The 26,394-nt window shown below is 60.1% G+C and carries 25 protein-coding genes; 16 read left to right on the forward strand and 9 right to left on the reverse strand.

What is annotated here, in order from left to right; genetic code table 11:
* Positions 1-73 precede the first annotated feature (73 nt).
* Together HBO09_RS19800 and aroQ are read right to left on the reverse strand one after the other, a co-directional pair.
* Complete coding sequence (locus HBO09_RS19800) at positions 74-928, reverse strand: shikimate dehydrogenase (RefSeq protein ID WP_169999389.1); 855 nt, start codon at positions 926-928, stop codon at positions 74-76.
* Complete coding sequence (gene aroQ / locus HBO09_RS19805) at positions 925-1,362, reverse strand: type II 3-dehydroquinate dehydratase (protein ID WP_169999390.1); 438 nt, start codon at positions 1,360-1,362, stop codon at positions 925-927. The genes HBO09_RS19800 and aroQ overlap by 4 nt, the downstream gene beginning before the upstream one ends.
* A 215-nt stretch (positions 1,363-1,577) precedes the next feature.
* Here aroQ and HBO09_RS19810 point away from each other — a divergent pair, with 215 nt between their 5' ends.
* From HBO09_RS19810 to HBO09_RS19830, 5 genes are all read left to right on the forward strand, one after another.
* Positions 1,578-2,099 (forward strand): RNA polymerase sigma factor, encoded by a 522-nt coding sequence (locus HBO09_RS19810; protein WP_169999391.1) that lies wholly within the window; start codon positions 1,578-1,580, stop codon positions 2,097-2,099.
* Positions 2,100-2,161: 62 nt separating this feature from the next.
* Positions 2,162-3,148, forward strand: a complete 987-nt coding sequence (locus HBO09_RS19815; RefSeq protein WP_169999392.1) for a FecR family protein — start codon at positions 2,162-2,164, stop codon at positions 3,146-3,148.
* Positions 3,149-3,319: 171 nt separating this feature from the next.
* The gene (locus HBO09_RS19820) at positions 3,320-6,070 is read left to right on the forward strand and encodes a TonB-dependent receptor (protein WP_169999393.1); all 2,751 of its coding nucleotides are present in this window, start codon (positions 3,320-3,322) and stop codon (positions 6,068-6,070) included.
* 173 nt (positions 6,071-6,243) lie between these two features.
* Positions 6,244-6,672, forward strand: a complete 429-nt coding sequence (locus tag HBO09_RS19825; RefSeq protein WP_169999394.1) for a DUF4160 domain-containing protein — start codon at positions 6,244-6,246, stop codon at positions 6,670-6,672.
* A complete protein-coding gene (locus HBO09_RS19830) occupies positions 6,669-7,106 on the forward strand; it encodes a DUF2442 domain-containing protein (protein WP_169999395.1) in 438 nt (145 codons plus the stop codon). The genes HBO09_RS19825 and HBO09_RS19830 overlap by 4 nt, the downstream gene beginning before the upstream one ends.
* 123 nt (positions 7,107-7,229) lie before the next feature.
* Here HBO09_RS19830 and trmA read toward each other — a convergent pair whose 3' ends face one another.
* The gene (gene trmA, locus HBO09_RS19835) at positions 7,230-8,309 is read right to left on the reverse strand and encodes a tRNA (uridine(54)-C5)-methyltransferase TrmA (RefSeq protein ID WP_029292149.1); all 1,080 of its coding nucleotides are present in this window, start codon (positions 8,307-8,309) and stop codon (positions 7,230-7,232) included.
* Positions 8,306-9,601: an NCS2 family permease gene (locus HBO09_RS19840; RefSeq protein WP_029292147.1), complete on the reverse strand. Its 1,296-nt coding sequence runs from the start codon at positions 9,599-9,601 to the stop codon at positions 8,306-8,308. The genes trmA and HBO09_RS19840 overlap by 4 nt, the downstream gene beginning before the upstream one ends.
* Positions 9,602-9,812: 211 nt before the next feature.
* Here HBO09_RS19840 and HBO09_RS19845 point away from each other — a divergent pair, with 211 nt between their 5' ends.
* Complete coding sequence (locus HBO09_RS19845; protein WP_169999396.1) at positions 9,813-10,259, forward strand: DUF4879 domain-containing protein; 447 nt, start codon at positions 9,813-9,815, stop codon at positions 10,257-10,259.
* 6 nt (positions 10,260-10,265) lie between these two features.
* On the opposite strand, the gene HBO09_RS19850 is transcribed toward HBO09_RS19845, so the two are convergent.
* Positions 10,266-11,492, reverse strand: coding sequence for an MFS transporter (locus HBO09_RS19850; protein ID WP_169999397.1), 1,227 nt, complete (start codon positions 11,490-11,492; stop codon positions 10,266-10,268).
* Positions 11,493-11,835: 343 nt separating this feature from the next.
* Between HBO09_RS19850 and HBO09_RS19855 the strand changes: the two genes are divergently transcribed.
* From HBO09_RS19855 to HBO09_RS19865, 3 genes are read left to right on the forward strand one after another with little or no spacing between them, the layout of a single operon-like run.
* Positions 11,836-13,275: a cytochrome ubiquinol oxidase subunit I gene (locus HBO09_RS19855; RefSeq protein ID WP_169999398.1), complete on the forward strand. Its 1,440-nt coding sequence runs from the start codon at positions 11,836-11,838 to the stop codon at positions 13,273-13,275.
* A 3-nt stretch (positions 13,276-13,278) separates the two neighbouring features.
* Positions 13,279-14,286, forward strand: a complete 1,008-nt coding sequence (cydB, locus tag HBO09_RS19860; protein ID WP_029292140.1) for a cytochrome d ubiquinol oxidase subunit II — start codon at positions 13,279-13,281, stop codon at positions 14,284-14,286.
* Positions 14,287-14,298: 12 nt separating this feature from the next.
* Positions 14,299-14,466 (forward strand): DUF2474 domain-containing protein, encoded by a 168-nt coding sequence (locus tag HBO09_RS19865; protein ID WP_065942821.1) that lies wholly within the window; start codon positions 14,299-14,301, stop codon positions 14,464-14,466.
* A 50-nt stretch (positions 14,467-14,516) separates the two neighbouring features.
* Here HBO09_RS19865 and HBO09_RS19870 read toward each other — a convergent pair whose 3' ends face one another.
* Positions 14,517-15,641, reverse strand: a complete 1,125-nt coding sequence (locus HBO09_RS19870; protein WP_169999399.1) for a methyltransferase — start codon at positions 15,639-15,641, stop codon at positions 14,517-14,519.
* Positions 15,642-15,817: 176 nt separating this feature from the next.
* Positions 15,818-16,528, reverse strand: a complete 711-nt coding sequence (locus tag HBO09_RS19875; RefSeq protein WP_169999400.1) for a LuxR family transcriptional regulator — start codon at positions 16,526-16,528, stop codon at positions 15,818-15,820.
* 427 nt (positions 16,529-16,955) lie between these two features.
* Here HBO09_RS19875 and HBO09_RS19880 point away from each other — a divergent pair, with 427 nt between their 5' ends.
* On the forward strand, positions 16,956-17,732 hold the full coding sequence (locus HBO09_RS19880; RefSeq protein ID WP_169999401.1) for a ferredoxin--NADP reductase: 777 nt from the start codon (positions 16,956-16,958) through the stop codon (positions 17,730-17,732).
* A gap of 59 nt (positions 17,733-17,791) precedes the next feature.
* Here HBO09_RS19880 and mscL read toward each other — a convergent pair whose 3' ends face one another.
* Positions 17,792-18,208, reverse strand: coding sequence for a large-conductance mechanosensitive channel protein MscL (mscL, locus tag HBO09_RS19885; RefSeq protein WP_076963559.1), 417 nt, complete (start codon positions 18,206-18,208; stop codon positions 17,792-17,794).
* A gap of 285 nt (positions 18,209-18,493) precedes the next feature.
* Between mscL and HBO09_RS19890 the strand changes: the two genes are divergently transcribed.
* The 3 genes from HBO09_RS19890 to radA all read left to right on the forward strand — a co-directional run bounded on the left by HBO09_RS19890 (position 18,494) and on the right by radA (position 22,079).
* Positions 18,494-20,035: a catalase gene (locus HBO09_RS19890; RefSeq protein WP_169999402.1), complete on the forward strand. Its 1,542-nt coding sequence runs from the start codon at positions 18,494-18,496 to the stop codon at positions 20,033-20,035.
* A gap of 110 nt (positions 20,036-20,145) precedes the next feature.
* Positions 20,146-20,676: an ankyrin repeat domain-containing protein gene (locus tag HBO09_RS19895; protein ID WP_169999403.1), complete on the forward strand. Its 531-nt coding sequence runs from the start codon at positions 20,146-20,148 to the stop codon at positions 20,674-20,676.
* Between the two features lie 35 nt (positions 20,677-20,711).
* On the forward strand, positions 20,712-22,079 hold the full coding sequence (radA, locus tag HBO09_RS19900; protein WP_029292126.1) for a DNA repair protein RadA: 1,368 nt from the start codon (positions 20,712-20,714) through the stop codon (positions 22,077-22,079).
* Between the two features lie 121 nt (positions 22,080-22,200).
* Here radA and HBO09_RS19905 read toward each other — a convergent pair whose 3' ends face one another.
* Positions 22,201-22,569, reverse strand: a complete 369-nt coding sequence (locus HBO09_RS19905) for a PilZ domain-containing protein (protein ID WP_169999404.1) — start codon at positions 22,567-22,569, stop codon at positions 22,201-22,203.
* A 173-nt stretch (positions 22,570-22,742) separates the two neighbouring features.
* Between HBO09_RS19905 and HBO09_RS19910 the strand changes: the two genes are divergently transcribed.
* The 3 genes from HBO09_RS19910 (at position 22,743) to yjiA (ending at position 26,138) form a co-directional block, all read left to right on the forward strand.
* The gene (locus tag HBO09_RS19910) at positions 22,743-24,809 is read left to right on the forward strand and encodes a carbon starvation CstA family protein (protein ID WP_115129043.1); all 2,067 of its coding nucleotides are present in this window, start codon (positions 22,743-22,745) and stop codon (positions 24,807-24,809) included.
* A gap of 15 nt (positions 24,810-24,824) precedes the next feature.
* Complete coding sequence (locus HBO09_RS19915; RefSeq protein ID WP_169999405.1) at positions 24,825-25,022, forward strand: YbdD/YjiX family protein; 198 nt, start codon at positions 24,825-24,827, stop codon at positions 25,020-25,022.
* Positions 25,023-25,178: 156 nt separating this feature from the next.
* Positions 25,179-26,138 (forward strand): GTPase, encoded by a 960-nt coding sequence (gene yjiA / locus HBO09_RS19920; RefSeq protein ID WP_169999406.1) that lies wholly within the window; start codon positions 25,179-25,181, stop codon positions 26,136-26,138.
* The last annotated feature ends 256 nt before the right edge of the window (positions 26,139-26,394 follow it).

Here is a 26,394-nt window from a genome sequence, read left to right on the forward strand (position 1 = left end):
TCCACCGCCGAATTCAATGTGTGCGGGCTTGTGTGGGAGCAGGCAAGCCAGCTCCCACATTAGGAACCGGTTTCTACAGTGAAGTATTCATGCTCTGGAAATGATCGAGCATCCTTTGTGCATCTGCTTTCTTGCCGCTGAACAACTCAAACGCCTTCACCGCCTGGAACACGGCCATATTGCCCCCATCCAGGGTGCGACAGCCCAAAGCCCGGGCCGTGCGCAGCAGTTCGGTTTCCAGCGGGAAGTAGACGATTTCCGCCACCCATAGCGCTGCGCGCAACAACCCTGCTGGCACTGGCATGCCCGGCAGCTTGGCCATGCCCATGGGCGTGGTGTTGACCAGGCCGTCAGCCGCCGCCATGGCGCTATCCAGATCACTGCCGGCACATGCCCGGCCGGGGCCGAAATGCTGGTTGAGGTTATCCGCCAGGCTTTGCGCGCGCCCGTTGTCGACATCAAAAATACTCAACTGCCCGACACCTTCGGCCAACAGTGCGTGGGCCACTGCCGCGCCCGCGCCACCAGCACCCATCTGCACCACGCGCTGGCGCGCAGCTGCATGCAGGCCGCGGCGAAATCCTTCGGCAAAACCCAGGCAGTCGGTGTTGTGGCCGATGCGCTTGCCGTCGCGCCAGACCACGGTGTTGACCGCGCCGATACCCTTGGCCTCGGGCGATAGTTCATCGAGCAGCGCCAGGATCACTTGCTTGCACGGGTAGGTGATGTTCAGCCCGGTGAAGTTCATCTGCTCGGCGGCCGTGAGCAAGTCGGGCAGGGCGCTGCTGTCTATTTGCAACTGATCCAGATCGATCAGGCGATACAGGTAGCGCAACCCCTGGGCATCGCCTTCCTGCTCATGCAGGGCCGGCGTGCGGGAGGCCTGGATGCCGGCACCGATCAGGCCGGCGAGGATACGTGGCTTCATTTGAGCTCCCGGCTGAAATGCTCAAGGGCCAGGTGATAGCCGTGGCTGCCAAACCCGGCGAGCACGGCTTTGGCGATAGGCGAGACGAAGGAGTGATGGCGGAAGGGTTCGCGGGCATGCACGTTGGACAGATGCACTTCGATCACCGGCAGTTCACTGGCTACCAGGGCGTCGCGGATGGCCACTGAGGTGTGGGTCCAGGCCGCCGGGTTGATCACAATCCCGGCGCAACGGGCGCGCGCGCCATGGATCCAGTCCAGCAGTTCGCCTTCGTGGTTGGTCTGGCGAAACTCCAGTTTCAGCCCGAACTGTTCGGCGCTGCGACCGCACAGCGCGGCGACGTCGGCCAGGGTCTCGTGGCCATAGGTGGCCGGTTCGCGGGTGCCAAGCAGGTTCAGGTTAGGGCCGTTGAGGACCAGCACGATAGGCGCCATAGGGATGTCTCCACTGTTGTTTTTATTGATTGAGACAAAATGTACTGAATGGTTAATTTGGTCAATTGGCCAAGCGCTGCACTGTGGATAACCGTTCGATTATCGAACGCTGAATAAAGCCCGTCGGGACTGCCCAAGAGTTGATATCAATTGAAAATCATTCTCGACAACGCTTAAGATGCCCGCCTGTTTCCTATACACCCCAGGGAGTCGGTTTGTCGGACGTGGATCTCAAGGGCCTGTTTCTCAAGCACGCCGATACCCTGCGCCGGTATCTGCTGCGCAAGGTGCGGGACCCTCAGTTGGCTGCGGACCTGGTGCAGGAGAGTTTCTTGCGCCTGGCCCAAAAGCCGTCCAGCGAGCGGATCGACAACACCCAAGGTTATCTCTACCGCACGGCAAGCAATCTGTTGATCGACCATATCCGCCAGGAGGCGCGGCGCAAGACCGACTCCATGCCCCATGAGGCGTTGGCCGAGATTGAAGATGAAGTGGCCGGGTTGGAGGCTCAGGCAATGGCGCAGCAACAGCGACAGGCATTGAAGCAGGCGTTGGCGGAACTGCCGGAGCGTACCCAGCAGATTTTCCGCCTTAACCGTGTCGAGGGCATGACCCACGCCCAGGTCGCGCGGCATCTTGAAATTTCCGACAGTTCAGTGCAAAAGCATCTGGCCAAGGCGCTGGCACATGTCATGCAGCGTTTGCGGGCGGGCGATGTGACGCCATCCGGTGAATGAGTTACTGAAAAAACGCAGCTCAAACGTCACTGTTTCATACAACGAGAATTCGAGACTCACACGTGAATAGCCAGGAGTCGCCACAGCCCAGCATTACCGAGGTCGCCGCCGATTGGGCGGTGCGCCTGCAGGCGGGGGGGCTGGATGTGCAGGAATATGCCGAACTGCAACGCTGGATCGACAGCGACAGTCGCCACGCCGCAGAACTGGAGTTTGCCCAGCAGACCTGGGCGGCGCTGGGTGATCTGCAACTGGATGCGCCGGTGTATCGCCAGCGTCCGCCGTCGGCTGGTGTGCCACCGCGTCGCGTCCAGCGTCGGCGGCCATGGCGCGTGGCTGCGGGTGTCGCGCTGTTGCTGGTGGTCGCCGGTGTTGGCTGGTTGCAGGGGCCGCAAGCCTTGCTGCAGATGCAGGCCGACTACCTGACCGCCAAGGGCGAGGTGCGCATGGTCCGCCTGATCGACGGCAGCACCGTGGAGCTGGATTCCTCCAGCGCCATCCGCCTGGACTTCGACGGCGAGCAGCGGCGGATCAGCCTGTTGGCCGGCTCGGCGATTTTTGACGTGGCGCCCATGACCGGGCAGGAAACCCGGCCGTTCGTGGTGCAAAGTGCCGGCGGGCAAACCCGGGCCCTGGGCACACGCTTTGTGGTCGGCCGCGAGTCAGACGACCAGGCGTGGGTGGGCGTGCTGCAACACAGCGTGGCCGTGACCCAGCAAGATCGACCGCAAACCACGGTCCTCCAGGAAGGGCAGGCCGCCCGCTACAGGGCGCAGCAAGGTGTGAACGGCCTGCCAGGCTTTGACCTGGCACGGGCCACCAGTTGGCGACGCGGGGTGCTGGTGTTCGATCGCCAGCCGCTGGCCAAGGTGGTCGAAGAGCTCAACCGCTACCGCCCCGGCCGGGTGGTGTTGAGCAATGCCGAGTTGGGCAAGCGTGAGGTCAGTGCGGTGTTCCGCCTCGACATGCTGGACAACGCCCTGGGTACCTTGACCGAAGAGTTGCAGGTACGACGCTTTGATCTGGCGGGTGTCAGCCTGATTTACTGATACCGCGCAGACCCCCGGCCTGGATGGGTGCCAGCTCCCACAAAAGCCCGCATTCCTGGCTGATATTCAAACAATTTTTAAAAAACCTTACTGACTCCCAATCCCTGACGCGTCTTGCTAATCGAGAAGTATTCGCATAAACAAAAAACGCTCAGCGAAGGGATCACAACAATGTCTGCAATCACCAAAGGGCGCACCACCGGCAGTCGGTTGGCCCTGGCCATTCACTTGGGTCTGTTTGCCTGCGCAGGGCAGGCCTACGCCGCTGCTCCTGTGGCCGGCGCTTCGCAGCCTGCGACGCTGATGTTCGATATTCCCGCCCAACCCCTGGGCGGTGCAGTCCTGGCCTTTGCCGACCAGGCCGCTCTGCAGGTGCTGTTCGACAGCCCGCGCCTGCAAGGCCTCAGCAGCACCGCGCTGAAAGGCCAGTACAGTGTCCAGGAAGGCCTGGGACGCTTATTGGGCAGCGCGCCGGTGGAGTATCGCTTTACCGGCGAACGCCAGGTCACCCTCAATCGCGTCAGCGTCGAACAGGACGGCGCGTTGACCGTCGGCACCACCACCATCAACGCCAATACCAACGGTAAGCCCAGTGACTGGGTGTATGAAACCCCGCGCTCGGTGGCGGTCATCACCCGCGAGCAGATCGACAAGCGCCCACCCCGGCACGCCGCCGACATGCTCGAGGAAACCGCCGGCGTCTACACCGCCGTCAATCAGCGTGACCCTGGCCTGTCGGTGAACATCCGTGGGGTGCAGGATTATGGCCGGGTCAATATGAACATCGATGGCATGCGCCAGAACTTCAACGTCAACGGCCACCAGCAGCGCAACGGAACCATGGTGATCGACCCTGAATTTGTCTCCAGCATCGAGATCGACAAAGGCAGCCAGTCGGGCATGGGCGGTGCGGCGGTGCTCGGTGGTATCGCGTCATTCAAGACCCTGGATGCCAGTGAATTTTTGGCCGATGGCAAGGAGTACGGCGGGCGCCTGCGCGCAGGTAACGGCATCGGCAAACTGGGCAATGGCACCTACTTCAATGGCAGCGGCGTGTTTGCCTTTGGCGATGAGCGTGGCGATGTGCTGCTGGGCTACAGCGAACGGCATTTTGGCGATTACCGCGCCGGTACCCACAACGACCAGAAGCTGGGAACCAACCTGCGCGCGCGCAAGCAACAGCCCGAGGCCTTTGACGATTGGTTGAACAGTGAAGTCGGCGACATGGGCAGTGTGACCCGCTCGCAGATCGTCAAGCTGGGCCTGAACCTGCCCAACGATCAGCGTGTGCAACTGAGCTACCTGCAAAGCGACAGCGACAGCAACGACGCCTGGGCCTATACCGCCGACGATGGGCAAAGCGTTTACTACCGGCGTGTGAGCAAGAACAACCTCAACGCCAAGAATGTCGCGCTGGACTACAGCTACACCCCGGACAACCCCCTGATCGACTTCAAGGCCAAGGCGTATTACGTCACCACTCAATTGGCGCGGACCAATACGCCGAACCTGGCGACGCCGGGCACGGGCAACGAGGTCGGCGGTTACACCGACCACTTCCAGACCGATACCTGGGGCCTGCAGGCGGACAACACTTCGCGCTTTGATTTCAATACGTTGGGACGGGTCAACTGGACCTACGGCCTGGAGATGTACCAGGACGAATTCAAACCGCGCAGCAACAAGGTCGAGGCGGTCAACCTGCAGGGCCTGCTGCCGTATGTCGAAGGCGACACCCCGGGCGGCAAGCGCACCATCGCCAGCCTGTTCAACAGCCTGCAATACGAATATGACAACTGGCTGACCCTGGATGCCGGTCTGCGTTACGACCGCTACCGGCTGGAAGGTCAAACCGGGATGACCCTGTACAGGCGTGATCGCTTCTACAACAGCCTGGTGGGGGCCAAGCGTGTGGCCGAAGTGTTTGATATCGACAATGAAGAGGGGCACTTCTCGCCCACGTTTGGCATCGGCGTCAAGCCAGGGCTGGAGTGGATGCAACTCTATGCGCGCTGGGGCAAGGGCTGGCGTCCGCCTGCTGTCACGGAGACCTTCATGACCGGTCGGCCCCATGGCGGCAACTCGTCAGAGCGGGTGTTTCCCAATCCTTACCTCAAGAATGAAGAGTCGCGGGATTGGGAAATGGGCGTCAATGTGTTCAAGGAAGGGCTGTTTTTCAACGACGACCGCCTGGGCATGAAGGTCGCTTACTTCGATACCAAGATCGAAAACTTCTCGTTCCTCAACCACAGCGTCAGCTTGCCGGAGACCAGTGTCGGCGGTTTTCTCGGGACCATGGCCTACGTCAACAACACCAACCCGACGCGCTTTCGCGGTGTGGAATACCAGCTCAACTACGACATGGGCCGGGCCTACGCCAACCTGAGCTACACCCATATGATCGGCAGTAACGACTTCTGCTCGAAGAACTATTACATGGGCGGGGCCAAGACCAGCGGGCCGAGGACTACGCGTATCGAATCCTACATTCGTCCCGACGGCCGTCCAGGGATCAGACCGGTCACCACTTATGAAGTGCTGGATGATGAGGTTGCCAACAACAAGGAGAGTTGCGGCCGGATCATGGGCAACGCGACCTATATGCCAGCAGATCGCGGTTCGCTGACGCTGGGTGCGCGGTTCTTGGAAAAACGCCTGGATACCGGGGTGCGTGTGCGCTACAGCTCGGGTAACGGTGCCAACCTCGATCAGCAGGGCTACGACTTCATCGACCAGGCGCTGTGGCCGCAATACACCCTCTACGACCTGTACGCCAGTTACTGGATGACCGACCACCTGAACCTTGGCCTGGCCCTGGAAAACGCCACCGACGAAGCCTATTTCGTGGCCATGGGCGACGCCAACAACCTCAGCCTGGCGCGGGGCCGCACGTTGAGCGGGATGCTCGAATACCGGTTCTGAGCAAGGCGTTTGAGCCCGCAGGTCTTGGGCATTCGCGGTTAAAACCCGGCATTTGAAGCCGTGTCATTCGTTACTAGTCTGTGAGGCAGCCCTGGCATTTAGAAGGAGCCGGCTGTCGGTTGGGGCCCGAGCAGGCGCTGATCGGTAATAAATAACCTAACGGATGGGTTACGATGAGAGTAGGCACTTACAAAGGACATGTGATTGCAGTGTTGCTCAGGGATGAGCATTGCCCGCCCCACGTACATGTCATGGGCAAGGACTGGGATGCGCGTTTTCGTTTCAGTTTTCTGGATGGGGATGTGGCGTTGTGGGATGTGGATCCTGAGCGGCGGCGACCATCCGGTGCAGTTCTGGAAGGTATTCGCCAGACGTTGAAGCAGCAGCATTATCTGGCGCGGGCCCGCAGGATCTGGTGGGAGAAGCTGCAAACGGTCTGCCTGGACAACCATTCCTGGGACTGGGAGGCCGATGAGGTTGTGCCGGGGCTGGTTATCCGGCGGGGTGTCTACGTGATTGCCAGTGCCCGGCACGATGTTGCAGGGCGGCGAACCATTTTGAATCTGGTGAGGGCGCCAGGATCCGTGGAGATTGAGTTATGAAAGTTGTAAAAGCCAAAGTACGGCCCGATGTCCCGATCACTGAGGCCGACATCGATAAGGCCGTGGCCCGTGGGCGCAAGCTCAAGCGGGTGCACGCCCATGCCAGTTCAGTGGGTTACGCAAATGACTGCATTTGCATCGGCTTCGGCGACGGTAGCCGCATCATGTTGCCAGTGGCCGGCCTTGCCGAGTTCGAGGGTTTTTCTGTGCAGGACTTTCAGGCACTGGAGGTCGGCTTTGGTGGCAAAGCACTGTGCTGTGAAGCCCGTGACCTGCATGTATCGATCACCGGCTTGATCGCCACCAGCCAGCCCTTGATGGACCTGGCCGCGAGCATGGTCGCCTCGCGTAATGGCCGTAAAACCAGTGCTGCCAAGTCCGAAGCCGCCCGCGCCAATGGCAAGAAGGGTGGCCGTCCGCGCAAGGAGGAATAAGCCGGAGTGATACGCGCCAATCCAATGTGGGAGCGGGCTTGTGTGGGAGCGGGCTTGTGTGGGAGCGGGCTTGCCCGCTCCCACATAAGCCCCACATTTTTGGAGCGGCTATGGCCTAAAGGGTTAGCGCCGGGTCAGCAGCACGCCCGATTCCATATGGTGGGTCCATGGGAACTGGTCGAACATCGCACAGCGGGTGATGCGGTGCGTGTCGTGCAGTTGTGCGATGTTCGCCGCCAGCGTTTCCGGGTTGCAAGAGATGTACAGGATGTTCTCGAAACGCCGGGTCAACTCGCAGGTGTCCGGGTCCATGCCTGCGCGGGGCGGGTCGACGAATACGCTGCCGAACTCGTAGCTCTTGAGGTCAATACCGTGCAGGCGTCGGAACGGCCGCACTTCGTTCAGGGCTTCGGTCAGTTCTTCGGCGGACAGGCGCACCAGGGTAACGTTATCCACCGCGTTTTCATCGAGGTTGCTCAGGGCGGCGTTGACCGAGGTCTTGCTGATCTCGGTGGCCAGCACTTTGCGCACGCGGGTCGCCAGGGGCAGGGTGAAGTTGCCATTGCCGCAATACAGCTCCAGCAGGTCATCACTGCGATCGCCCAGGGCGTCATAGGCCCAGTTGAGCATCTTCTGGTTCACCGTACCGTTGGGCTGGGTGAACGCGCCTTCGGGCTGGCGATAGCTGAAGGTGCGACCGCCGACAGCGAGTTTCTCGACCACGTAGTCGTGGCCGATCACATCGCGCTTGCCCTTGGAGCGGCCGATGATGCTGACGTTCAGGTCGGCCGCCAGCTTGTTGGCAGCGGTGTGCCAATGCTCGTCCAGTGGGCGGTGATAGCACAGCGTGATCATCGCATCGCCGGCCAGGGTGGTGAGGAACTCCACCTGGAACAGCTTGTGGCTCAGGGCGGCGCTGGCTTGCCAGGCGGCCTTGAGTTGCGGCATCAACTGGTTGATACGCAGGCTGGCGATAGGGAATTCTTCGATCAGGATCGGCGTGCGCTTGTCGTCCTGGGAGAACATCGCGTAGTGGCGCTGGCCGTCTTCGCGCCACAGGCGGAATTCGGCGCGCAGGCGGAAGTTCTGCAGGGGCGAATCGAAGACCTGCGGCTCGGGCGCGTCGAACGGCGCGAGCAGGTCACGCAAGCGCGTGACCTTTTCTTGCAGTTGCAGGGCGTAACTTGCTGCGTCAAAAGTCATGCGGGGAACCAGCCTAGCTTGATCACGAACAGGATCGACAGAATCACCAGCGCTGGGTTGAGTTCACGGTAGCGGCCCGTAAGCAGCTTGATACCGGTCCAGGCGATGAAGCCGAAGGCGATGCCGTTGGCGATGGAGTAAGTGAAGGGCATCGCCAGGGCGGTGATTACCACCGGTGCGGCAACAGTAATGTCGTCCCAGTCGATTTCCGCCAGGCCCGAGGTCATCAGTACCGCGACAAACAGCAGCGCGGGAGCGGTGGCAAACGCCGGGACGCTGGCCGCCAGTGGCGAGAAGAACAGCGCCAGCAGGAACATGATCGCCACCACGATGGCGGTCAGGCCCGTGCGGCCACCAGCGCTCACGCCAGCAGCCGACTCGATGTAGCTGGTGGTGGTCGAGGTGCCCAGCAGCGAACCGGCCATGGCCGCGGTGCTGTCGGCGATCAGGGCGCGTCCCATTTTCGGCATGTGGCCGTCCTTGCCCATCAGGCCGGCGCGCTTGGCGACGCCGATCAGGGTGCCGGAGTTGTCGAACAGATCAACGAACAGGAAGGCGAAGATCACACTGATCAAGCCTACGTCGAGGGCGCCGGCGATATCCAGTTGCAGGAAGGTCGGGGCCAGGGACGGTGGCATCGAAACCACGCCGCCGAACGGGGTCACGCCGAGCGCGATGGCAGCGACGGTCACCGCGAGGATGCCGATCAACACCGCACCGCGTACTTTCAGGGCTTCCAGGGCCACGATCAGGAAAAAGCCCAGGGTCGCCAGGATCGGCGCCGGCTTTGCCAGGTCGCCCATGCCCAGCATGGTCGCCGGGTTGCTGACCACGATCCCGGCGTTATGCAGGGCGATCAGCGCCAGGAACAGGCCGATACCGGCGGCAATCGCCGAACGCAGGGGCAGGGGGATGGCATTGATGATCCATTCGCGGATGCGGAAGATCGACAGCAGGAAAAACAGCACGGCGGAGATAAATACCGCGCCGAGCGCCACTTGCCAGGTATGCCCCAGATGCAGCACGACGGTGTAGGTAAAGAAGGCGTTCAGGCCCATGCCCGGTGCCAGGGCAATCGGGTAGTTGGCGATCAGGCCCATGATCGTCGAGCCGATGGCCGCCGCCAGGCAGGTAGCGACAAACAGCGCGCCCTTGTCCATGCCGGTCTCGCCGAGGATGCTCGGGTTGACGAACAGGATGTAGGCCATGGCCAGGAATGTCGTGATACCGGCCAGAATCTCGGTACGCACGTTGGTGTTGTGTGCCTTGAGTTGAAACAGCTTTTCCAGCATGCCTGCTCCCTGTGGCGCGCTTGGCGCCGTGATTTGTTGACCTCAAAGTCAAAGCACAAACTGCGCCAAGCGCCGCGTGTTTTCTACAGAGGATCGGAAAAAGCGGCGCATCATACCAGCAGGTCGGCGGCCTGTGGCGTCCGGCCTCGGTTTTGTTGAGTGTGGCCTTGGGGCATACTCCGTCGACGTTCAGTCCAGGGTCATCGAAAGCATGAAAAAAGCCATCGCGTGGAGTCTAGCTCCGTTCGCCTGTATTGGCCTGTGGCTGGCGGCGGCACCGGCATGGGGCGCGCCTGCACCGGCCTTGAGCGAGGTGCGGGTCTTCCAGGTGCAGTCCCGGGCGTGCAGCGAGCCCATCGCCGACGGCGTCGAGAGCACCCGGCGGTGCGAGCATCGTGGCCTGACGCGGGTCTCGGTGATGGAAGTGGGGCTGGGCAATAATTCCATCGCCACCTTTGATGGGGCGCGGCTTGCGGGGCAGAAAACGGCGATCTGCCAGGTTGGCGCCATCAGCCAGGCCTGCAATGGCACTGGCACGTTGATGGGCTACATCTATGTATTTGACGTGAATATCCGCGCAGCGGGCTGGTTCGAGTACAGCAACACGTCGATCAACGTCCCCCGCAACACCCTGGTGACTCAGTTACGCATCCAGTGAGGCAACTTACGTGGTCGGCGTATGCATGCGATCCCGCTTGGCCAGCGTCGGGAACAGCTTGATCCACACTCCGGTCACTACCAGTGTCCCGACCCCACCCAGTACCACGGCGGGCACCGTGCCCAGCCAGTGGGCCGTGACGCCGGACTCGAACTCGCCCAACTGATTGGATGCCCCAATAAACAAGCCATTGACCGCACTGACCCGCCCGCGCATTTCGTCGGGGGTTTCCAGCTGCACGAATGACGCGCGGATCACCATGCTGATCATGTCCGCCGCCCCCAGTACCACCAGCACCGCCAGCGAGAACCAGAACGAGGTGGACAGGCCAAAGGCAATGGTCGCCACGCCAAACACGCCGACAGCGGTAAACATCACGCGGCCCACATGCCGATCCACGGCAAACCGCGCCAGCCACAATGACATCACCAGCGCCCCAACCGCCGGCGCCGAGCGCAGCAGACCCAGGCCCCAGGGGCCGGTCAGCAGGATGTCCTTGGCAAACACCGGCAGCAACGCCGTGGCGCCGCCCAGCAGCACGGCGAACAAGTCCAGGGAAATCGCCCCGAGGATGTCCGGTCGGCTGCGGATGAAACGAATCCCTGCCAGCAACGAGTCCAGCGTCGCCTTGCCCTTGTTCAGCGGTGTCTGCCGGGCGGGCAGGTTGAGGGTCAGCAGGCAGGCAATCAGGTACAGCAATACGGTCGGGCCATACACCCAGGCGCTGCCGAAGGCATAGAGCAGGCCGCCCAGTGCGGGCGCGACGATGGTTGCCGATTGCTGGGCCGACTGCGCCGCCGCCACCGCCCGTGGGAACAGGGCACTGGGCACGATGCTCGGCAGCAGGGCCTGGGTGGTGGGCAGTTCGAAGGAGCGGGCTGCGCCCAGCAGGAAGGCGAGGATAAAAATCATCTCGCGGGTGACATTGTCCGTCAGGCTGCCAATGACCAGCACCAAGGCGATTAACGCCTGCAACGTCTGGCAAATGGCGGCGACTCTGCGTCGTTCGTAACGATCGGCCACGTGCCCTGTGTGCAGCATGAACAGCACCCGCGGCACAAATTCCACCAGGCCTACCAACCCCAGGTCCAGCACATTGCCGGTCAGTTGGTAGAGGTTCCAGCCGATGGCCACGGTGAGCATCTGGAAGCCGCTGGCGGTAAAAATCCGGGCCAGCCAAAACGCAATAAACGGGCGGTGATGACGTAACAGCAGCGGGGTTTCACTGGGCATCGGCAAGGACTGGACTGAACCTGGGAAGCGCCGAGATTAGCATCAAGCTGTAACAAATAGTTGCTGCCAAGGAAATATCCTTAGCAAGGCATCTATTTCGCTGAGTCATCCTGTCACGCGGCAAAAGACCACACAGTCCAAGCCGGAAAATGGGACTACTCTTTCATCGTTGCTTGATCCAGATCAATGCTTATTGGGGCGTTGGTATGGCGGCCAAAAGGCCAGAATCCCTACGTGGTTGGTAAAAAAAGAACGAATTGCAATTCGCCACACTCCATATCCGTGGGGGCAGTGGGTGCAGGCCACCAGCCAGCAGCCGGTATTACCTGACAGAGGAAGACTTATGTTCGGTTTGGAGGCGCTCGATCTCGCCCGAATTCAATTCGCGTTCACCATCTCGTTCCATATCCTGTTCCCGGCCATCACCATTGGCCTGGCCAGTTACCTGGCGGTACTGGAAGGCCTGTGGCTCAAGACCCACAACGATACCTACCGTGACCTCTACCATTTCTGGTCGAAGATCTTTGCCGTCAACTTCGGCATGGGGGTGGTCTCGGGCCTGGTTATGGCCTATCAGTTCGGCACCAACTGGAGCCGCTTCTCGGACTTCGCCGGTTCCGTCACGGGACCCTTGCTGACCTATGAAGTGCTCACCGCGTTTTTCCTCGAAGCGGGTTTTCTGGGGGTGATGCTGTTCGGCTGGAATAAGGTCGGGCGCAAGTTGCACTTCTTTGCCACGGTGATGGTGGCCGTCGGTACCTTGATCTCGACGTTCTGGATCCTCGCCTCCAACAGCTGGATGCAGACGCCGCAAGGCTTTGAAATCATCGATGGCCGGGTGATCCCCACCGATTGGCTGGCGGTGATCTTCAACCCCTCGTTCCCCTACCGCCTGGCGCATATGGCCACCGCAGCGTTTGTCGCGACGGCGTTCTTCGTCGGCTCCTCGGCGGCCTGGCACCTGCTGCGGGGCAAGGACACTCCGGCAATCCGCACCATGCTGTCGATGGCGATGTGGATGGCGCTGATCGTTGCGCCGATCCAGGCGGTGATCGGTGACTTCCACGGCCTCAACACCCTCAAGCATCAGCCGGCGAAAATTGCTGCGATTGAAGGTCACTGGGAAAACGTCGGTAACGAGCCGACCCCGCTGATCCTGTTCGGCTGGCCGGACATGAAGGAAGAGCGCACCAAGTACAAAGTGGAAATCCCCTATCTGGGCAGCCTGATCCTCACCCACTCCCTGGACAAGCAAGTGCCGGCCCTCAAGGAGTTCCCGCCTGAGGATCGCGCCAACTCGACCATCGTATTCTGGTCGTTTCGCATCATGGTCGGCCTGGGCATGCTGATGATCCTCACCGGCCTGTTCAGCCTCTGGCTGCGCAAGGGCGACAGGCTGTACACCAACAAACCGTTCCTGTACCTGGCGCTGTGGATGGGCCCGTCGGGGTTGGTTGCAATCCTGGCCGGCTGGTTCACCACCGAAATCGGGCGCCAGCCCTGGGTGGTCTACGGCCTGATGCGCACGGCGGACGCCTCTTCCAACCACAGTTTTGTGCAGATGAGCATCACCCTGGCGCTGTTTGTGGTGGTGTATTTCGCGCTGTTCGGTGCCGGCCTGGGCTACATGATGCGCCTGGTGCGCAAAGGCCCGGTCACCCACGAAAGCACCGATCCAGCCCACGGCGGCCCCGGGCAGCAACGCACCCCGGCGCGTCCATTGTCGGCGGCCGATGACAGCGGCGACGACGATCACGGCGACACTCTGAACAAGGGGAATTGAGTCATGGGTATTGATCTTCCGCTGATCTGGGCCGTGATTATCATCTTCGGCATCATGATGTACGTGGTCATGGATGGCTTCGACCTGGGGATCGGCATTCTCTTTCCGTTTATCCCAGGCAAGACTGACCGCGACGTGATGATGAACACCGTCGCACCGGTGTGGGACGGCAACGAAACCTGGCTGGTGCTGGGGGGCGCGGCGTTGTTCGGCGCGTTCCCACTGGCCTACTCGGTGGTGCTTTCGGCGCTGTACCTGCCGCTGATCCTGATGCTGATCGGCCTGATCTTCCGTGGCGTGGCTTTTGAGTTCCGTTTCAAGGCCAAGGATGACAAACGCCACCTGTGGGACAAGGCGTTTATCGGCGGCTCGCTGGCGGCCACTTTCTTCCAGGGCGTGGCGCTGGGGGCATTCATTGAAGGCATTCCGGTGGTTGACCGCCAGTTCGCCGGCGGCTCATTGGACTGGTTCTCACCGTTTGCTTTGTTTTGCGGTGTGGCCTTGATCGTGGCCTATGCCCTGCTGGGTTGCACCTGGCTGATCATGAAGACTGAAGGCAAGTTGCAGGAGCAGATGCACAATCTGGCGCGGCCCCTGGCGTTCGTAGTGTTGGCGGTGATTGGCATTGTCAGTATCTGGACGCCCCTGGCCCACCCGGATATCGCCTCGCGCTGGTTCACCCTGCCGAACCTGTTCTGGTTCCTGCCGGTGCCGATCCTGGTGCTGGTGACCATGTACGCCCTGGTGCGTGCCGTGGCCCGCAATGCCCATTACGCGCCATTCCTGTTGACGCTGGTGCTGATCTTCCTGGGCTACAGCGGCCTGGGCATCAGCCTGTGGCCAAACATCATCCCGCCGTCGGTCTCGATCTGGGACGCTGCCGCGCCGCCACAAAGCCAGGGCTTCATGCTGGTGGGTACGCTGTTCATCATCCCATTCATCCTGGGCTACACCTTCTGGAGCTACTACGTGTTCCGCGGCAAGGTGACCCATGAAGACGGCTATCACTAGGAGGCCTGCACCATGAGCGGTAAACCTTCACTGGACGACATCGAACAGGCCGAGAAAAAGCCACTCTGGCAGCGCCTGGGTTGGCTGGCGATGATCTGGACCGGCAGCGTCCTGGCCCTGTTCGTGGTGGCTAGCCTGATGCGCATGTTTATGAACGCTGCAGGCTTGAGCACCCACTGACATCCTGCGGTTTTATGACCCTCCTTGCGGAGGGTTTTTTTTGCCTGGGATTATTTGCGGGCCTTGAGGATCACGAACTTTGGCGTCGCCGCCACCTGCTCCACACCACGGAACAGCCGCGCCAGTTTGCTGTGATAACCCAGGTGGCGGTTGCCGACGATGTACAAGGCGCCACCGACCACCAGCGCTTCGCGGGCCTGCTGGAACATGCGCCAGGCGAGGAAGTCGCCCACTACTTGCTGTTGATGGAACGGTGGGTTGCACAGCACCACGTCCAGCGATTGCGGTTCCTGGTCTGCCAGGCCATCGCCGGGACGAATGTTGACGGCCCGTTCGCCCAGCGCTGCCTGCCAGTTCTCGGTGGCCGATTGCACGGCCATATAGGACTCATCAACCAGGGTGTATTGCGCTTCGGGGTTGAGCAGGGCGCTGGCAATGGCCAGTACCCCATTGCCGCAACCCAGGTCTGCCACGCGCGCACTGCCCAGGTTTTGCGGTAGGTGCGGGAGGAAGGCGCGGGTGCCGATGTCCAGGCCTTCGCGGCAAAACACGTTGGCATGGTTGAGCAGTTCGATGGCCGGAGCGTCGAGGCGATAGCGCGAGGGGTAGGGCGACACGGCCTGCGGCCGTTCGGCCAGGGTGGCGATCAGCAGCCGGGCCTTCTTCACCGCCAGCGAGGCGTGCATCGGGCCGATGTAGCGCTCCAGCAGTTCACCGGCAGCCCGAGGCAGATGCTTGACCATCGCGCCAGCGATCACTTCGGCGCCGGGCGCCAATTGGCCTTGCAGACGGATCAACTGTTCTTCCAGCAGCGCCAGGGTTTTCGGCACCCGGATCAGGACGCGGTCGAACGGCCCGCACAATGCCTGGCTGGCGGGCACGAGCGATACGGCATCGAAGGCCTTGCCATTGCGCAGCAGGTTTTTTTGCAAGGCCTGGGTGCCCAGAAACGAATCACCACTGCTGGTGACGTGCACATGCCCTTCCAGACTGGCGGCCAGTGCGCCAAAACTGTCATTGAGCACCAGCACGCGGGTGTGGCTGGCCGGCTGCTGCGCGGCCAGATAGGCAAGCAGGTATTCATCGGCTGCATCGAATGCTTGCAGCGGCTCATTTGGCTGCTCGGGCTGGCGGATCAGGTCGAGTTGGGCGAAGGGGCTATCGAGCAGGGGCATGGCGGGGAGAACTCTGGATAATCGGCGGGTGTTCCTCGCGGGGCGAAGGACCTTCTGAGTGAACTGCGACGCGGGTGTTGAGGAGCTGCGTTATCACTCAGAACTGGCCGTAAATGTTACTTTTTTTTCAGCGGGATTACATTCAGTGTTTTTTCAGGGGAGCGTGCCAGTTGCGTTTAAAAAAGACCATGTCTGACCGCAGTGAATACGGCGGCAATCTTGTTATTGACGCCCAGCTTTTTCATCGAACTGCTGATATGAAAACCAACAGTACGTTCTGACAGGCACAGAATCGTCGCAATATCGGCAGCGGTCTTGCCCATGGCTGACCATTGCAGAATCTCTGTCTCACGGCTGGTCAGTTTGTTGGGTTTTTGGAAAGACGGTTCCTTGACATAGGACTGGACGGCAACGGTATGCAGTGCATGGCATATCCACAGTACCTGGCCGGCTTTTTCGTACAGCTCATGGGGTTTCACCGGACCCTTCCTGCGGCCCAGGGTAATCATGCTGAAAAGACCACGGAAGTCATGCACTGACTGGGCCCAGCCATGACTCAAGCCATGGGTTTGTGCGTGAACCCACATGTCCGGCACTGCAGCGAAGGTTTTTTCTCCCCAGACGATCGGCAAGACATCGCGTTTGCAATGGTCGACCAAGGGATCCATTTCGAAGTAGTTTTCTGTCTTGTAGATGCTGTTCCATTCATTTGGATAGTTGTTGAGGAGGATGTTCTTGTTGGGGCGGTAAAGCGCATTGGATCCCATTACATAACCACAGTATTCAAAACCTAGTTCATATGTAATGTTCAAAGCAGCCTCGAACATCGTATTCACCTCATCCTCGCCCTCTAGCTTGGGTAGACGTGTGTTGCGCCATTTGACCATCGGTAACTCTCCATGAATCGCACACTGATTATTCGTAACGCGGGTCCCCATACCGGTATCGATCGAGTGTAGGACAGCTTGTAGAGTGCAGATGGGAAATTTCGTACTTAGCGCCGTGCTTTTTAGTCGGTTTGCGAGATGGATAAAAAACGGCGTTTTCTTCCCGTAGACGATTTTCTTTCTCTTTTAAAGGGTTAGCCGCGTGCTGTTAAATGCTCGCTCAAGAGTGGCTGTTGCGATGCAAGGTCCAAGGGCCGTGTTAATCGCGAAATGGTTTGGGTTGCACAATAAGGTTAGTACTAAAGTGCTGTTACAGCAGTGATACACGCCGGTTGTCGCCGGCTGGGCGGATGTCACTACAAACCAACGGTGTTTGCCGGCGCCACTTTGGGCGACACTAGGGGTTACCTGTCGCCCGGAGCCCACTATGACGGCCAGTGCTGAAAAATTCACACGCCAGACCCTGATTGAAGTGCAGTCAGTGACCCCCAGTCTGTTTACCTTGCGCACCACCCGCGACCCGGGGTTTCGTTTTGTCGCCGGGCAGTTTGTTCGCCTGGGTGTGAGCAAGCCCGATGGCAGCCTCGTGTGGCGCGCTTATTCGGTGGTGTCGTCGCCCTTCGATGAGTTCCTGGAGTTCTTCTCCATTGTGGTTCCCCGTGGAGAGTTCACCAGTGAATTGAGCCGCTTGCGTGTCGGCGATGAACTGCTGGTGGAGCGCCAAGCCACCGGCTTTCTGACCCTGGACCGGTTTGTCGATGGCCGGGACCTGTGGTTGCTGGGTACCGGCACCGGCATTGCGCCGTTTCTGTCGATCCTGCAGGACTTTGAAGTCTGGGAAAAATTCGAGCGCATCATTCTGGTCTACAGCGCCCGCGCGGCCTGCGAGCTGGCCTACCAGAAACTTATCCAGGGGTTGGGCGAGCGTGACTACCTTAAGGAACACGCCCATAAACTCACCTACCTGCCCATCGTGACCCGTGAGCAGCACCCGGGCGCATTGAATGGGCGTATCACCACCCTGATCGAAAACGGTGAACTGGAACGTGCGGCGGGCGTGGCCCTCACGCCAGAGCATTCGCGGGTGATGATTTGCGGCAATCCGCAGATGATCGACGATACCCGCACGTTGCTCAAACAGCGCGATATGCAATTGAGCCTTGCGCGTCGGCCAGGGCAGGTGGCGGTAGAAAACTACTGGTAGCAAAAAGGCGCCCGGTCAGAGGCGCCTTTTTTCAGTGGCCGACAGGTGTTGCAGGTTGGCTACAGGGGCTTGTTGTTCTGAGCCTTGAGCAGGTCGCGGATCTCGCCCAGCAGTTCTTCTTCTTTGGTCGGCACCGGCGGCAGGCTTGGCGCGGCGGCTTCTTCACGCTTGAGGCGGTTGATGGCCTTGACGCCCATGAAGATCGCGAACGCGACGATCACGAAGTCAATGATGCTCTGGATGAATTTGCCGTAGGCCAGGACCACTGCAGGAACATCGCCCTGGGCTGCCTTGAGCGTTACCGCCAAGTCACCGAAATCCACCCCACCGATCAGCAGGCCGATTGGAGGCATTACCACGTCGCCTACAAAGGACGAAACAATTTTGCCGAAGGCGGCGCCGATGATAATACCGACCGCCATGTCGACCACATTACCTTTGACCGCGAAGGCCTTGAACTCACTGATCACGCCCATTGGTTATTCCTTGTTACAGTTGAGAGGAGAGGAACTTAGTGTAAGTCAGTCTGCAGTGGCTTGCTCGACACAACTGTTAACAAAGCTCGTCGTAATCGACACATTAAAACGCAAATAGTTTGCAAAGTGCCATCAATCGCGCGCGAAATACCCGCTATTTCAGTGGCTTGACACACTATTTTTTCAATCGGGTTGGTGGGAGTTTTCTATTTATCTTCTGGCGCCAGGATCACTAGCCTTTGGCATGCACCTTTAAAAGTGCCTATAAAACCAGAGGAATCCTTGATGAAAAACCTTATTAGTCGCAGGCCTATTGCTGCGCGCAATCTGCTGTTGGTTGCCGGCATCAGTCTATTGTCGTTGTCGGTCAGTGCCGCCAACCTGACCCGCGATAACGGTGCGGCGGTGGGCGACAACCAGAACTCGCAGACCGCGGGTGCGAACGGTCCGGTCCTGCTCCAGGATGTGCAACTGATCCAGAAGCTGCAGCGCTTTGACCGCGAGCGCATTCCCGAGCGTGTGGTGCATGCCCGTGGCACGGGCGCCCATGGCACCTTCACGGTCACTGATAACCTCAGCGACCTGACCAAGGCCAAAGTATTTGCGGCCGGCGAAGCCACGCCGGTGTTTGTGCGCTTCTCGTCCGTGGTCCACGGCAACCACTCCCCGGAAACATTGCGCGATCCTCGCGGATTCTCCACCAAGTTCTATACCGCCGAAGGTAACTGGGACTTGGTGGGCAACAACTTCCCGACATTCTTTATCCGTGATGCGATCAAGTTCCCGGACATGGTGCATGCGTTCAAGCCTGACCCGCGCACTAACCTGGATGACGACTCCCGTCGTTTCGACTTCTTCTCCCATGTTCCCGAAGCTACCCGGACCTTGACCGAGCTGTATTCGAACTCCGGCACGCCGACCAGTTACCGAGAGATGGATGGCAATGGCGTCCATGCCTACAAGTTGATCAATGCCAAGGGGCAAGTGCATTACGTCAAGTTCCACTGGAAGAGCCTGCAAGGCATCAAGAATCTGGACCCCAAGCAAGTTGTTGACGTCCAGGGCCGTGATTACAGCCATATGACTAACGACTTGGTCACACAGATCAACAAGGGCAACTTCCCCAAGTGGGATCTGTATGTACAAGTCCTCAAGCCTGAAGAGCTGGCCAAGTTTGATTTCGACCCTCTGGACGCCACTAAGATTTGGCCTGATGTTCCAGAACGCAAAGTTGGGCAGATGGTGCTCAACCGCAACCCGGCCAACGTCTTCCAGGAAACCGAGCAAGTGGCCATGGCCCCGGCGAACCTGGTGCCGGGCATCGAACCGTCGGAAGACCGTCTGTTGCAAGGCCGAGTGTTCTCCTATGCGGATACGCAAATGTACCGCCTGGGCGCCAATGCCCTGCAATTGCCGATCAACGCACCACGGGTCACCGTCAACAACGGTAACCAGGATGGCGCGATGAACTTCGGCAAGACCAGCAGCGGCGTGAACTACCAGCCAAGCCGCCTGGAACCGCGGGAAGAGCCGCAAAGTGCGCGTTACAGCCAGATGGCCCTTGCCGGCAGCACCCAGCAGGCGAAGATCCAGCGTGAGCAGAACTTCAAGCAGGCGGGCGACTTGTATCGCTCCTTCAGCAAGAAGGAACGCCAGGACTTGATCGACAGCTTCGGTGGCTCCCTGGCGACCACGGATGACGTCAGCAAGCACATTATTCTGTCGTTCCTGTACAAGGCCGACCCGGAATATGGCACTGGCGTGGCCAAAGTGGCCAAGGGTGATCTGTCACGCGTCAAGGCTCTGGCCGAAAAACTGAACGACTGATCTTAATACCCACTTCTGTAGGAGCGAGCTTGCTCGCGAAGCTCTCAAAGGCACCGCGTACATTCAGGATTAACGCGGTGCCCTTAAGGGGGCCGTAGAGGATTTTGAAGATGCGTAGCTTTATTGGGGCGCTTTTGGCCTGCTGGTCCTTGAGCGTGTTCGCCGACCCGCAGGCGCTCAAGGCGCAGTTACAGGATTACTACTTCGACGCCGCCCGGCGTGGTGACGTGGAAATGCTCAACACCTTTATCGAGTCCGGCTATTCCCTCAATACCGTCGATGACAAGGGTTACACCGCGCTGATCCTCGCTGCCTATCACGGGCAGGGGCCGGCCGTGGAGCAACTGCTGGCGGCCGGTGCCGATGCGTGCGTGCAGGACAAGCGCGGTAATACGGCGTTGATGGGCGCGATCTTCAAGGGCGAGCTGAGCATTGCCCGGCGCTTGCTGGGCACCGCCTGCAACCCTGACCAACGCAACGGCGCCGGGCAGACGGCGGCCATGTACGCCGGGCTGTTCAAGCGCGTCGAACTGCTTGATGCGCTCAAGGCCCAAGGCGCTGACCTGAACGCCGAAGACCCGCTGGGCAACAGCGCTACACGATTGGCCAACGGGGAAATCCGTACCGCACCGCCGCGCTGAGCTATCATCGCGGTTTTTCGGTTGGAGGTTCTCAGATGGCAAAGGCCAAGCGCATGTACGGCTGCACGGAGTGCGGCGCGACCTTTCCCAAATGGGCGGGCCAGTGTGGCGAATGTGGGGCGTGGAACACCCTCACTGAAACCATGATTGAAAGTGGCGGCGCCGCAGCACCCACCGGTCGCGCAGGCTGGACCGGCCAGCAAGCCCAGATCAAGACTCTGGCTGAAGTCAGCGTCGAAGAAATACCGCGCTTCTCCACCGCTTCCGGCGAGCTTGACCGGGTGCTCGGTGGCGGCCTGGTGGACGGCTCTGTAGTGCTGATCGGCGGCGATCCGGGCATCGGCAAGTCGACCATCCTCCTGCAGACCCTGTGCAGCATCGCCAGCCGCATGCCGGCCTTGTATGTGACCGGCGAAGAATCCCAGCAGCAAGTGGCCATGCGCGCCCGTCGCCTGGGCTTGCCCCAGGACCAGCTACGGGTCATGACCGAGACCTGTATCGAAAGCATCATCGCCACCGCCCGTGTGGAAAAACCCAAGGTGATGGTGATCGACTCGATCCAGACGATCTTCACCGAGCAACTACAATCGGCACCGGGTGGGGTGTCCCAGGTGCGGGAGAGCGCGGCACTGCTGGTGCGCTATGCCAAGCAAAGCGGTACGGCGATTTTCCTGGTCGGCCATGTCACCAAGGAAGGCGCGTTGGCCGGCCCGCGGGTGCTGGAGCATATGGTCGATACGGTGCTGTATTTCGAGGGCGAGTCCGACGGGCGCCTGCGTCTGTTGCGGGCGGTAAAAAACCGTTTTGGAGCGGTCAACGAACTGGGGGTGTTCGCCATGACGGACCGGGGGCTCAAAGAAGTCTCCAACCCCTCGGCGATTTTTCTGACCCGCGCCCAGGAAGAAGTCCCGGGCAGTGTGGTGATGGCGACGTGGGAGGGCACCCGGCCAATGCTGGTGGAAGTCCAGGCCCTGGTGGACGACAGCCATCTGGCCAACCCGCGCCGCGTGACCCTGGGCCTGGATCAGAACCGCCTGGCGATGCTGCTGGCGGTGCTGCATCGCCACGGTGGGATTCCGACCCATGACCAGGACGTGTTCCTCAACGTGGTCGGCGGCGTCAAGGTGCTGGAAACCGCGTCGGACCTGGCATTGATGGCGGCCGTGATGTCGAGCCTGCGCAATCGGCCGTTGCCCCATGATCTGTTGGTGTTTGGCGAAGTGGGCCTGTCGGGCGAGGTACGCCCGGTGCCCAGCGGCCAGGAGCGTCTGAAGGAGGCGGCCAAGCATGGCTTCAAGCGCGCCATCGTGCCCAAGGGCAATGCACCGAAGGAGGCGCCACCGGGGTTGCAGGTGATTGCGGTGACGCGTCTGGAACAGGCCCTGGATGCCTTGTTCGAGTAACCCGCTACACCACAGAACCTTGTAGGAGCTGGCTTGCCTGCGATGGCGTCGAATCAGTCGATGCATCCCTGGCTGACACGTCGCCATCGCAGGCAAGCCACACATTGACGTGTGCGCATCGTCAGATGCTCAGCAACTCGCCCAGCTCCCGATGCAGCTCGTCCTCATCCCCCAGATTCAGCTCGATCAACCTGCGCAAGTGGCTGATCGAGTTCACGTCGATATATGCGCAGACAAACCCCAGTTGCCCGTTGTCGTCATGGGCCAGCCGCACTTGCATGCTGACGTCCGTATCGGCGTCCAAATGAATGTCCACATCAAATGGCTCGTCACGCTTGCCCAGCCATGGCGTGGGCTTTTGTACCAGCAGCCCTTTGAGCGATAAATCCACTAACTGCACACGCCATTTCTGGCCGTTCTGCTTGAGTTCGGTCTTGGCATCGAAGGCAATCCGCCGAAAACGGCGTCGATCTGATGGCTGCTCGCTCATGGTGAAACCCTCGGTAGGTACAGCAATTGTAGCCTTGCGCCATTATCGGGCGTTTATTTCTGTCTTTTTCACCCCGGCAAGGCTCTAGACCAACGTAGGGGGCTGGTCTTTAAGGCGCAGCGCGCTAAACTCGGACTGGCTGTCTTTCTGTCCAACCTGGCTGGAATATAAAAATGAAAAATAATAATAGCCTGCTCCGCCATCTACCCTGGCTGTTGCTGGCAATCGTAGGAGCGTGCGCCCTGGGCGTAGTGGCTTTGCGTCGCGGCGAGGCGATCAACGCCTTGTGGATTGTAGTCGCGGCAGTCGCCATTTATCTGGTGGCTTATCGTTACTACAGCCTGTTCATCGCAAATAATGTGATGCAACTCGATCCACGGCGGGCCACCCCCGCAGTGATCAACAACGACGGTCTGGACTATGTGCCGACCAACAAACATATTCTGTTCGGTCACCACTTCGCCGCCATTGCCGGTGCAGGTCCTTTGGTCGGGCCGGTCTTGGCCGCGCAGATGGGCTACCTGCCAGGTACCCTGTGGCTGATTGCCGGTGTGGTGCTGGCGGGTGCGGTGCAGGACTTCATGATCCTGTTCCTGTCCACTCGTCGCAACGGCCGCTCCCTGGGGGATATGGTTCGCGAAGAGATGGGCCGCATTCCCGGGACCATCGCGCTGTTTGGCTGCTTCCTGATCATGATCATCATCCTCGCGGTGCTGTCGCTGATCGTGGTCAAGGCCCTGGCCGAAAGCCCGTGGGGCATCTTCACGGTGATGGCGACCATCCCGATCGCGATGTTCATGGGCGTGTACATGCGCTACATCCGCCCGGGCCGCATCGGCGAGATCTCGATCATCGGCGTGCTGTTGCTGCTGGGCTCGATCTGGCTGGGCGGGCAGATCGCCGCTGATCCGGTATGGGCCAAGGCCTTCACCTTCACCGGGATCCAGATCACCTGGATGCTGGTCGGCTACGGTTTCGTGGCGGCGGTATTGCCGGTGTGGCTGATCCTGGCGCCCCGTGACTACCTGTCGACGTTCCTGAAAATCGGCACGATCATCGCCCTGGCGATCGGCATCCTGGTCACCATGCCTGACCTGAAAATGCCAGCGCTGACCCAGTTTATCGATGGCACCGGCCCGGTATGGAAGGGCGGCCTGTTCCCGTTCCTGTTCATCACCATCGCCTGTGGTGCGGTGTCCGGCTTCCATGCGCTGATCTCCTCGGGCACCACGCCCAAGTTGTTGGCCAATGAAGCCCACTCGCGCTACATCGGTTATGGCGGCATGTTGATGGAGTCGTTCGTCGCCATCATGGCCATGGTTGCCGCTTCGGTGATCGAGCCAGGCGTGTACTTCGCCATGAACAGCCCTGCGGCGATTGTCGGCACTGATGTGGTGACCGTTGCACAGACCGTCAGCAGTTGGGGCTTTGCAATTACCCCGGAAGCGCTGCAGGCAGTGGCCAACGATATCGGTGAAACCACCATCCTGGCCCGTGCCGGCGGTGCGCCGACCCTGGCGGTTGGTATCGCGCAGATCCTGCACAGTGTGCTGCCGGGTGAAAACACCATGGCATTCTGGTACCACTTTGCGATCCTGTTCGAAGCACTGTTCATCCTGACTGCTGTTGACGCCGGTACCCGTGCCGGTCGCTTCATGCTCCAGGATCTGCTCGGCTCCTTCGTTCCGGCGCTCAAGCGTACCGAGTCCTGGACCGCCAACCTGATCGCAACTGCAGGCTGTGTGGCGATGTGGGGTTACCTGCTGTATCAAGGCGTGATCGACCCGCTGGGTGGCATCAACACCTTGTGGCCGCTGTTCGGCATCTCCAACCAGATGCTGGCCGGTATCGCGCTGATGCTCGCTACCGTTGTGCTGATCAAAATGAAGCGCCAGCGCTACATCTGGGTGACGCTGCTGCCGGCTGTCTGGCTGCTGATCTGCACCACCACCGCAGGCTTTATCAAGCTGTTCGACGCCAACCCGGCCATCGGTTTCCTGTCGCTGGCCAAGAAGTACAGCGATGCACTGGCCAACGGGCAGATCCTCGCTCCGGCGAAGAGCATCGACCAGATGCAGCATGTGATCTGGAACGCCTACACCAACGCGACGCTGACGGTACTGTTCCTGTTCGTGGTCTTCAGCATCCTGTTCTATGCGATCAAAGTCGGCGTGGCCGCCTGGGGTACCAAGGAACGTACGGATAAAGAAGCGCCATTCCAAGCCATGCCGGACGCGTGATAGAGGGTTGCAAACATGTTCAATGACATTGGTCGCCTCGGTAAATACCTCGGTCAGGCCGCACGCCTGATGGTCGGCATGCCCGACTACGACAACTACGTCGAGCATATGCAAACCAAGCACCCGGACAAACCGATGATGGACTACGAGGCGTTCTTCCGGGAACGCCAGGAAGCCCGTTACGGCGGCAAGGGCGGGCCCAAGTGCTGTTAAGTTGGTAAAACTGCTTTAACTGTAGGAGCGAGCTTGCTCGCGAAAAACCCAAGGACACCACGTGCATCCTGATAGCACGCGTTATCGTTGACGTTCTTCGCGAGCAAGCTCGCTCCTACAGTGGTTTTTGCGTTCCCATTTTTCAGGAGAATATTTTTGTCCTCTCCCATCCCCGTCACGGTCCTCAGCGGCTTCCTCGGCGCTGGCAAGACCACCTTGTTGCGTCATCTGCTCAAGGCCGAACACGGCTTGAAAATCGCCGTGATCGAAAACGAATTCAGCGACGCCGGTATCGACACCCAATTGCTGGGCGATGAGCCGGTCCAAGTCATGACCCTGTCCAACGGCTGCGTGTGCTGCACCATCCACACCGACCTGACCAAAGCCCTGTACCTGCTGCTCGAACGCCTGGACAGCGGCGAGATCGCCTTCGACCGCCTGGTGATCGAATGCACCGGCCTGGCCGACCCGGCGCCGGTGGCCCAGACCTTTTTCATCGATGAAGAACTGCGCGAACGCTATATCCTCGACGGCATCATCACCCTGGTGGACGCCGCCCACGCCGAACACCACCTGACCCAGACCATCGCCCAGGCCCAGATCGGCTTTGCCGACCGCCTGCTGGTGAGCAAGCGCGATCTGGTGGACGACGCCAGTTTCGAGGCCCTCAGTCAGCGCCTGACGCGCATCAACCGTCGCGCGCCGATTCGCGTGGTGGAACATGGCAAGATCGATTTGGCTGAACTACTGGATGTGCGCGGCTTCAATCTCAACGCGGGCATGACCTTGCGCCCGGTTAGCCAGGCACCCTCCATCGACCGTATCTCCAGCCTGGTACTGCGCACCGAACAACCGCTGGATATCGACCGCCTCAGTGAGTTCATGAACGAACTGCTGGAAGAACATGGCAAGCAACTGCTGCGCTACAAGGGCGTACTGAACATTGCCGGGGAGGATCGGCGCATGGTGTTCCAGGGCGTGCTCAAGCTCTACGGGTTCGATTGGGACACCGAATGGGCCGAGGGCGAGGCGCGGGAGAGTGTGATTGTGTTTATTGCCGACGAATTGCCGGAAGACAAAATCCGCGCAGGGTTTGCGCGCGTTTACCAATCCTGACCTGAAACACAGTCAAAAATGTGGGAGCGGGCTTGCTCGCGAAAGCGACCTGTCAGTTGATGCATGTGCCGACTGATACACCGCTTTCGCGAGCAAGCCCGCTCCCACCTTTTGATCTACATTCCAAATTCAAATCGGCATAAAAAAGCCCGCCTGTAGGAGCGAGCTTGCTCGCGAAGAACTCATAGGCACCGCGTGCATTCAGGATGCACGCGTTACCGTTGACGTTTTTCGCGAGCAAGCTCGCTCCTACACA

Origin of the sequence: Pseudomonas sp. WS 5027 (assembly GCF_012985695.1) — a bacterium.
GTDB lineage: Bacteria > Pseudomonadota > Gammaproteobacteria > Pseudomonadales > Pseudomonadaceae > Aquipseudomonas > Aquipseudomonas hygromyciniae.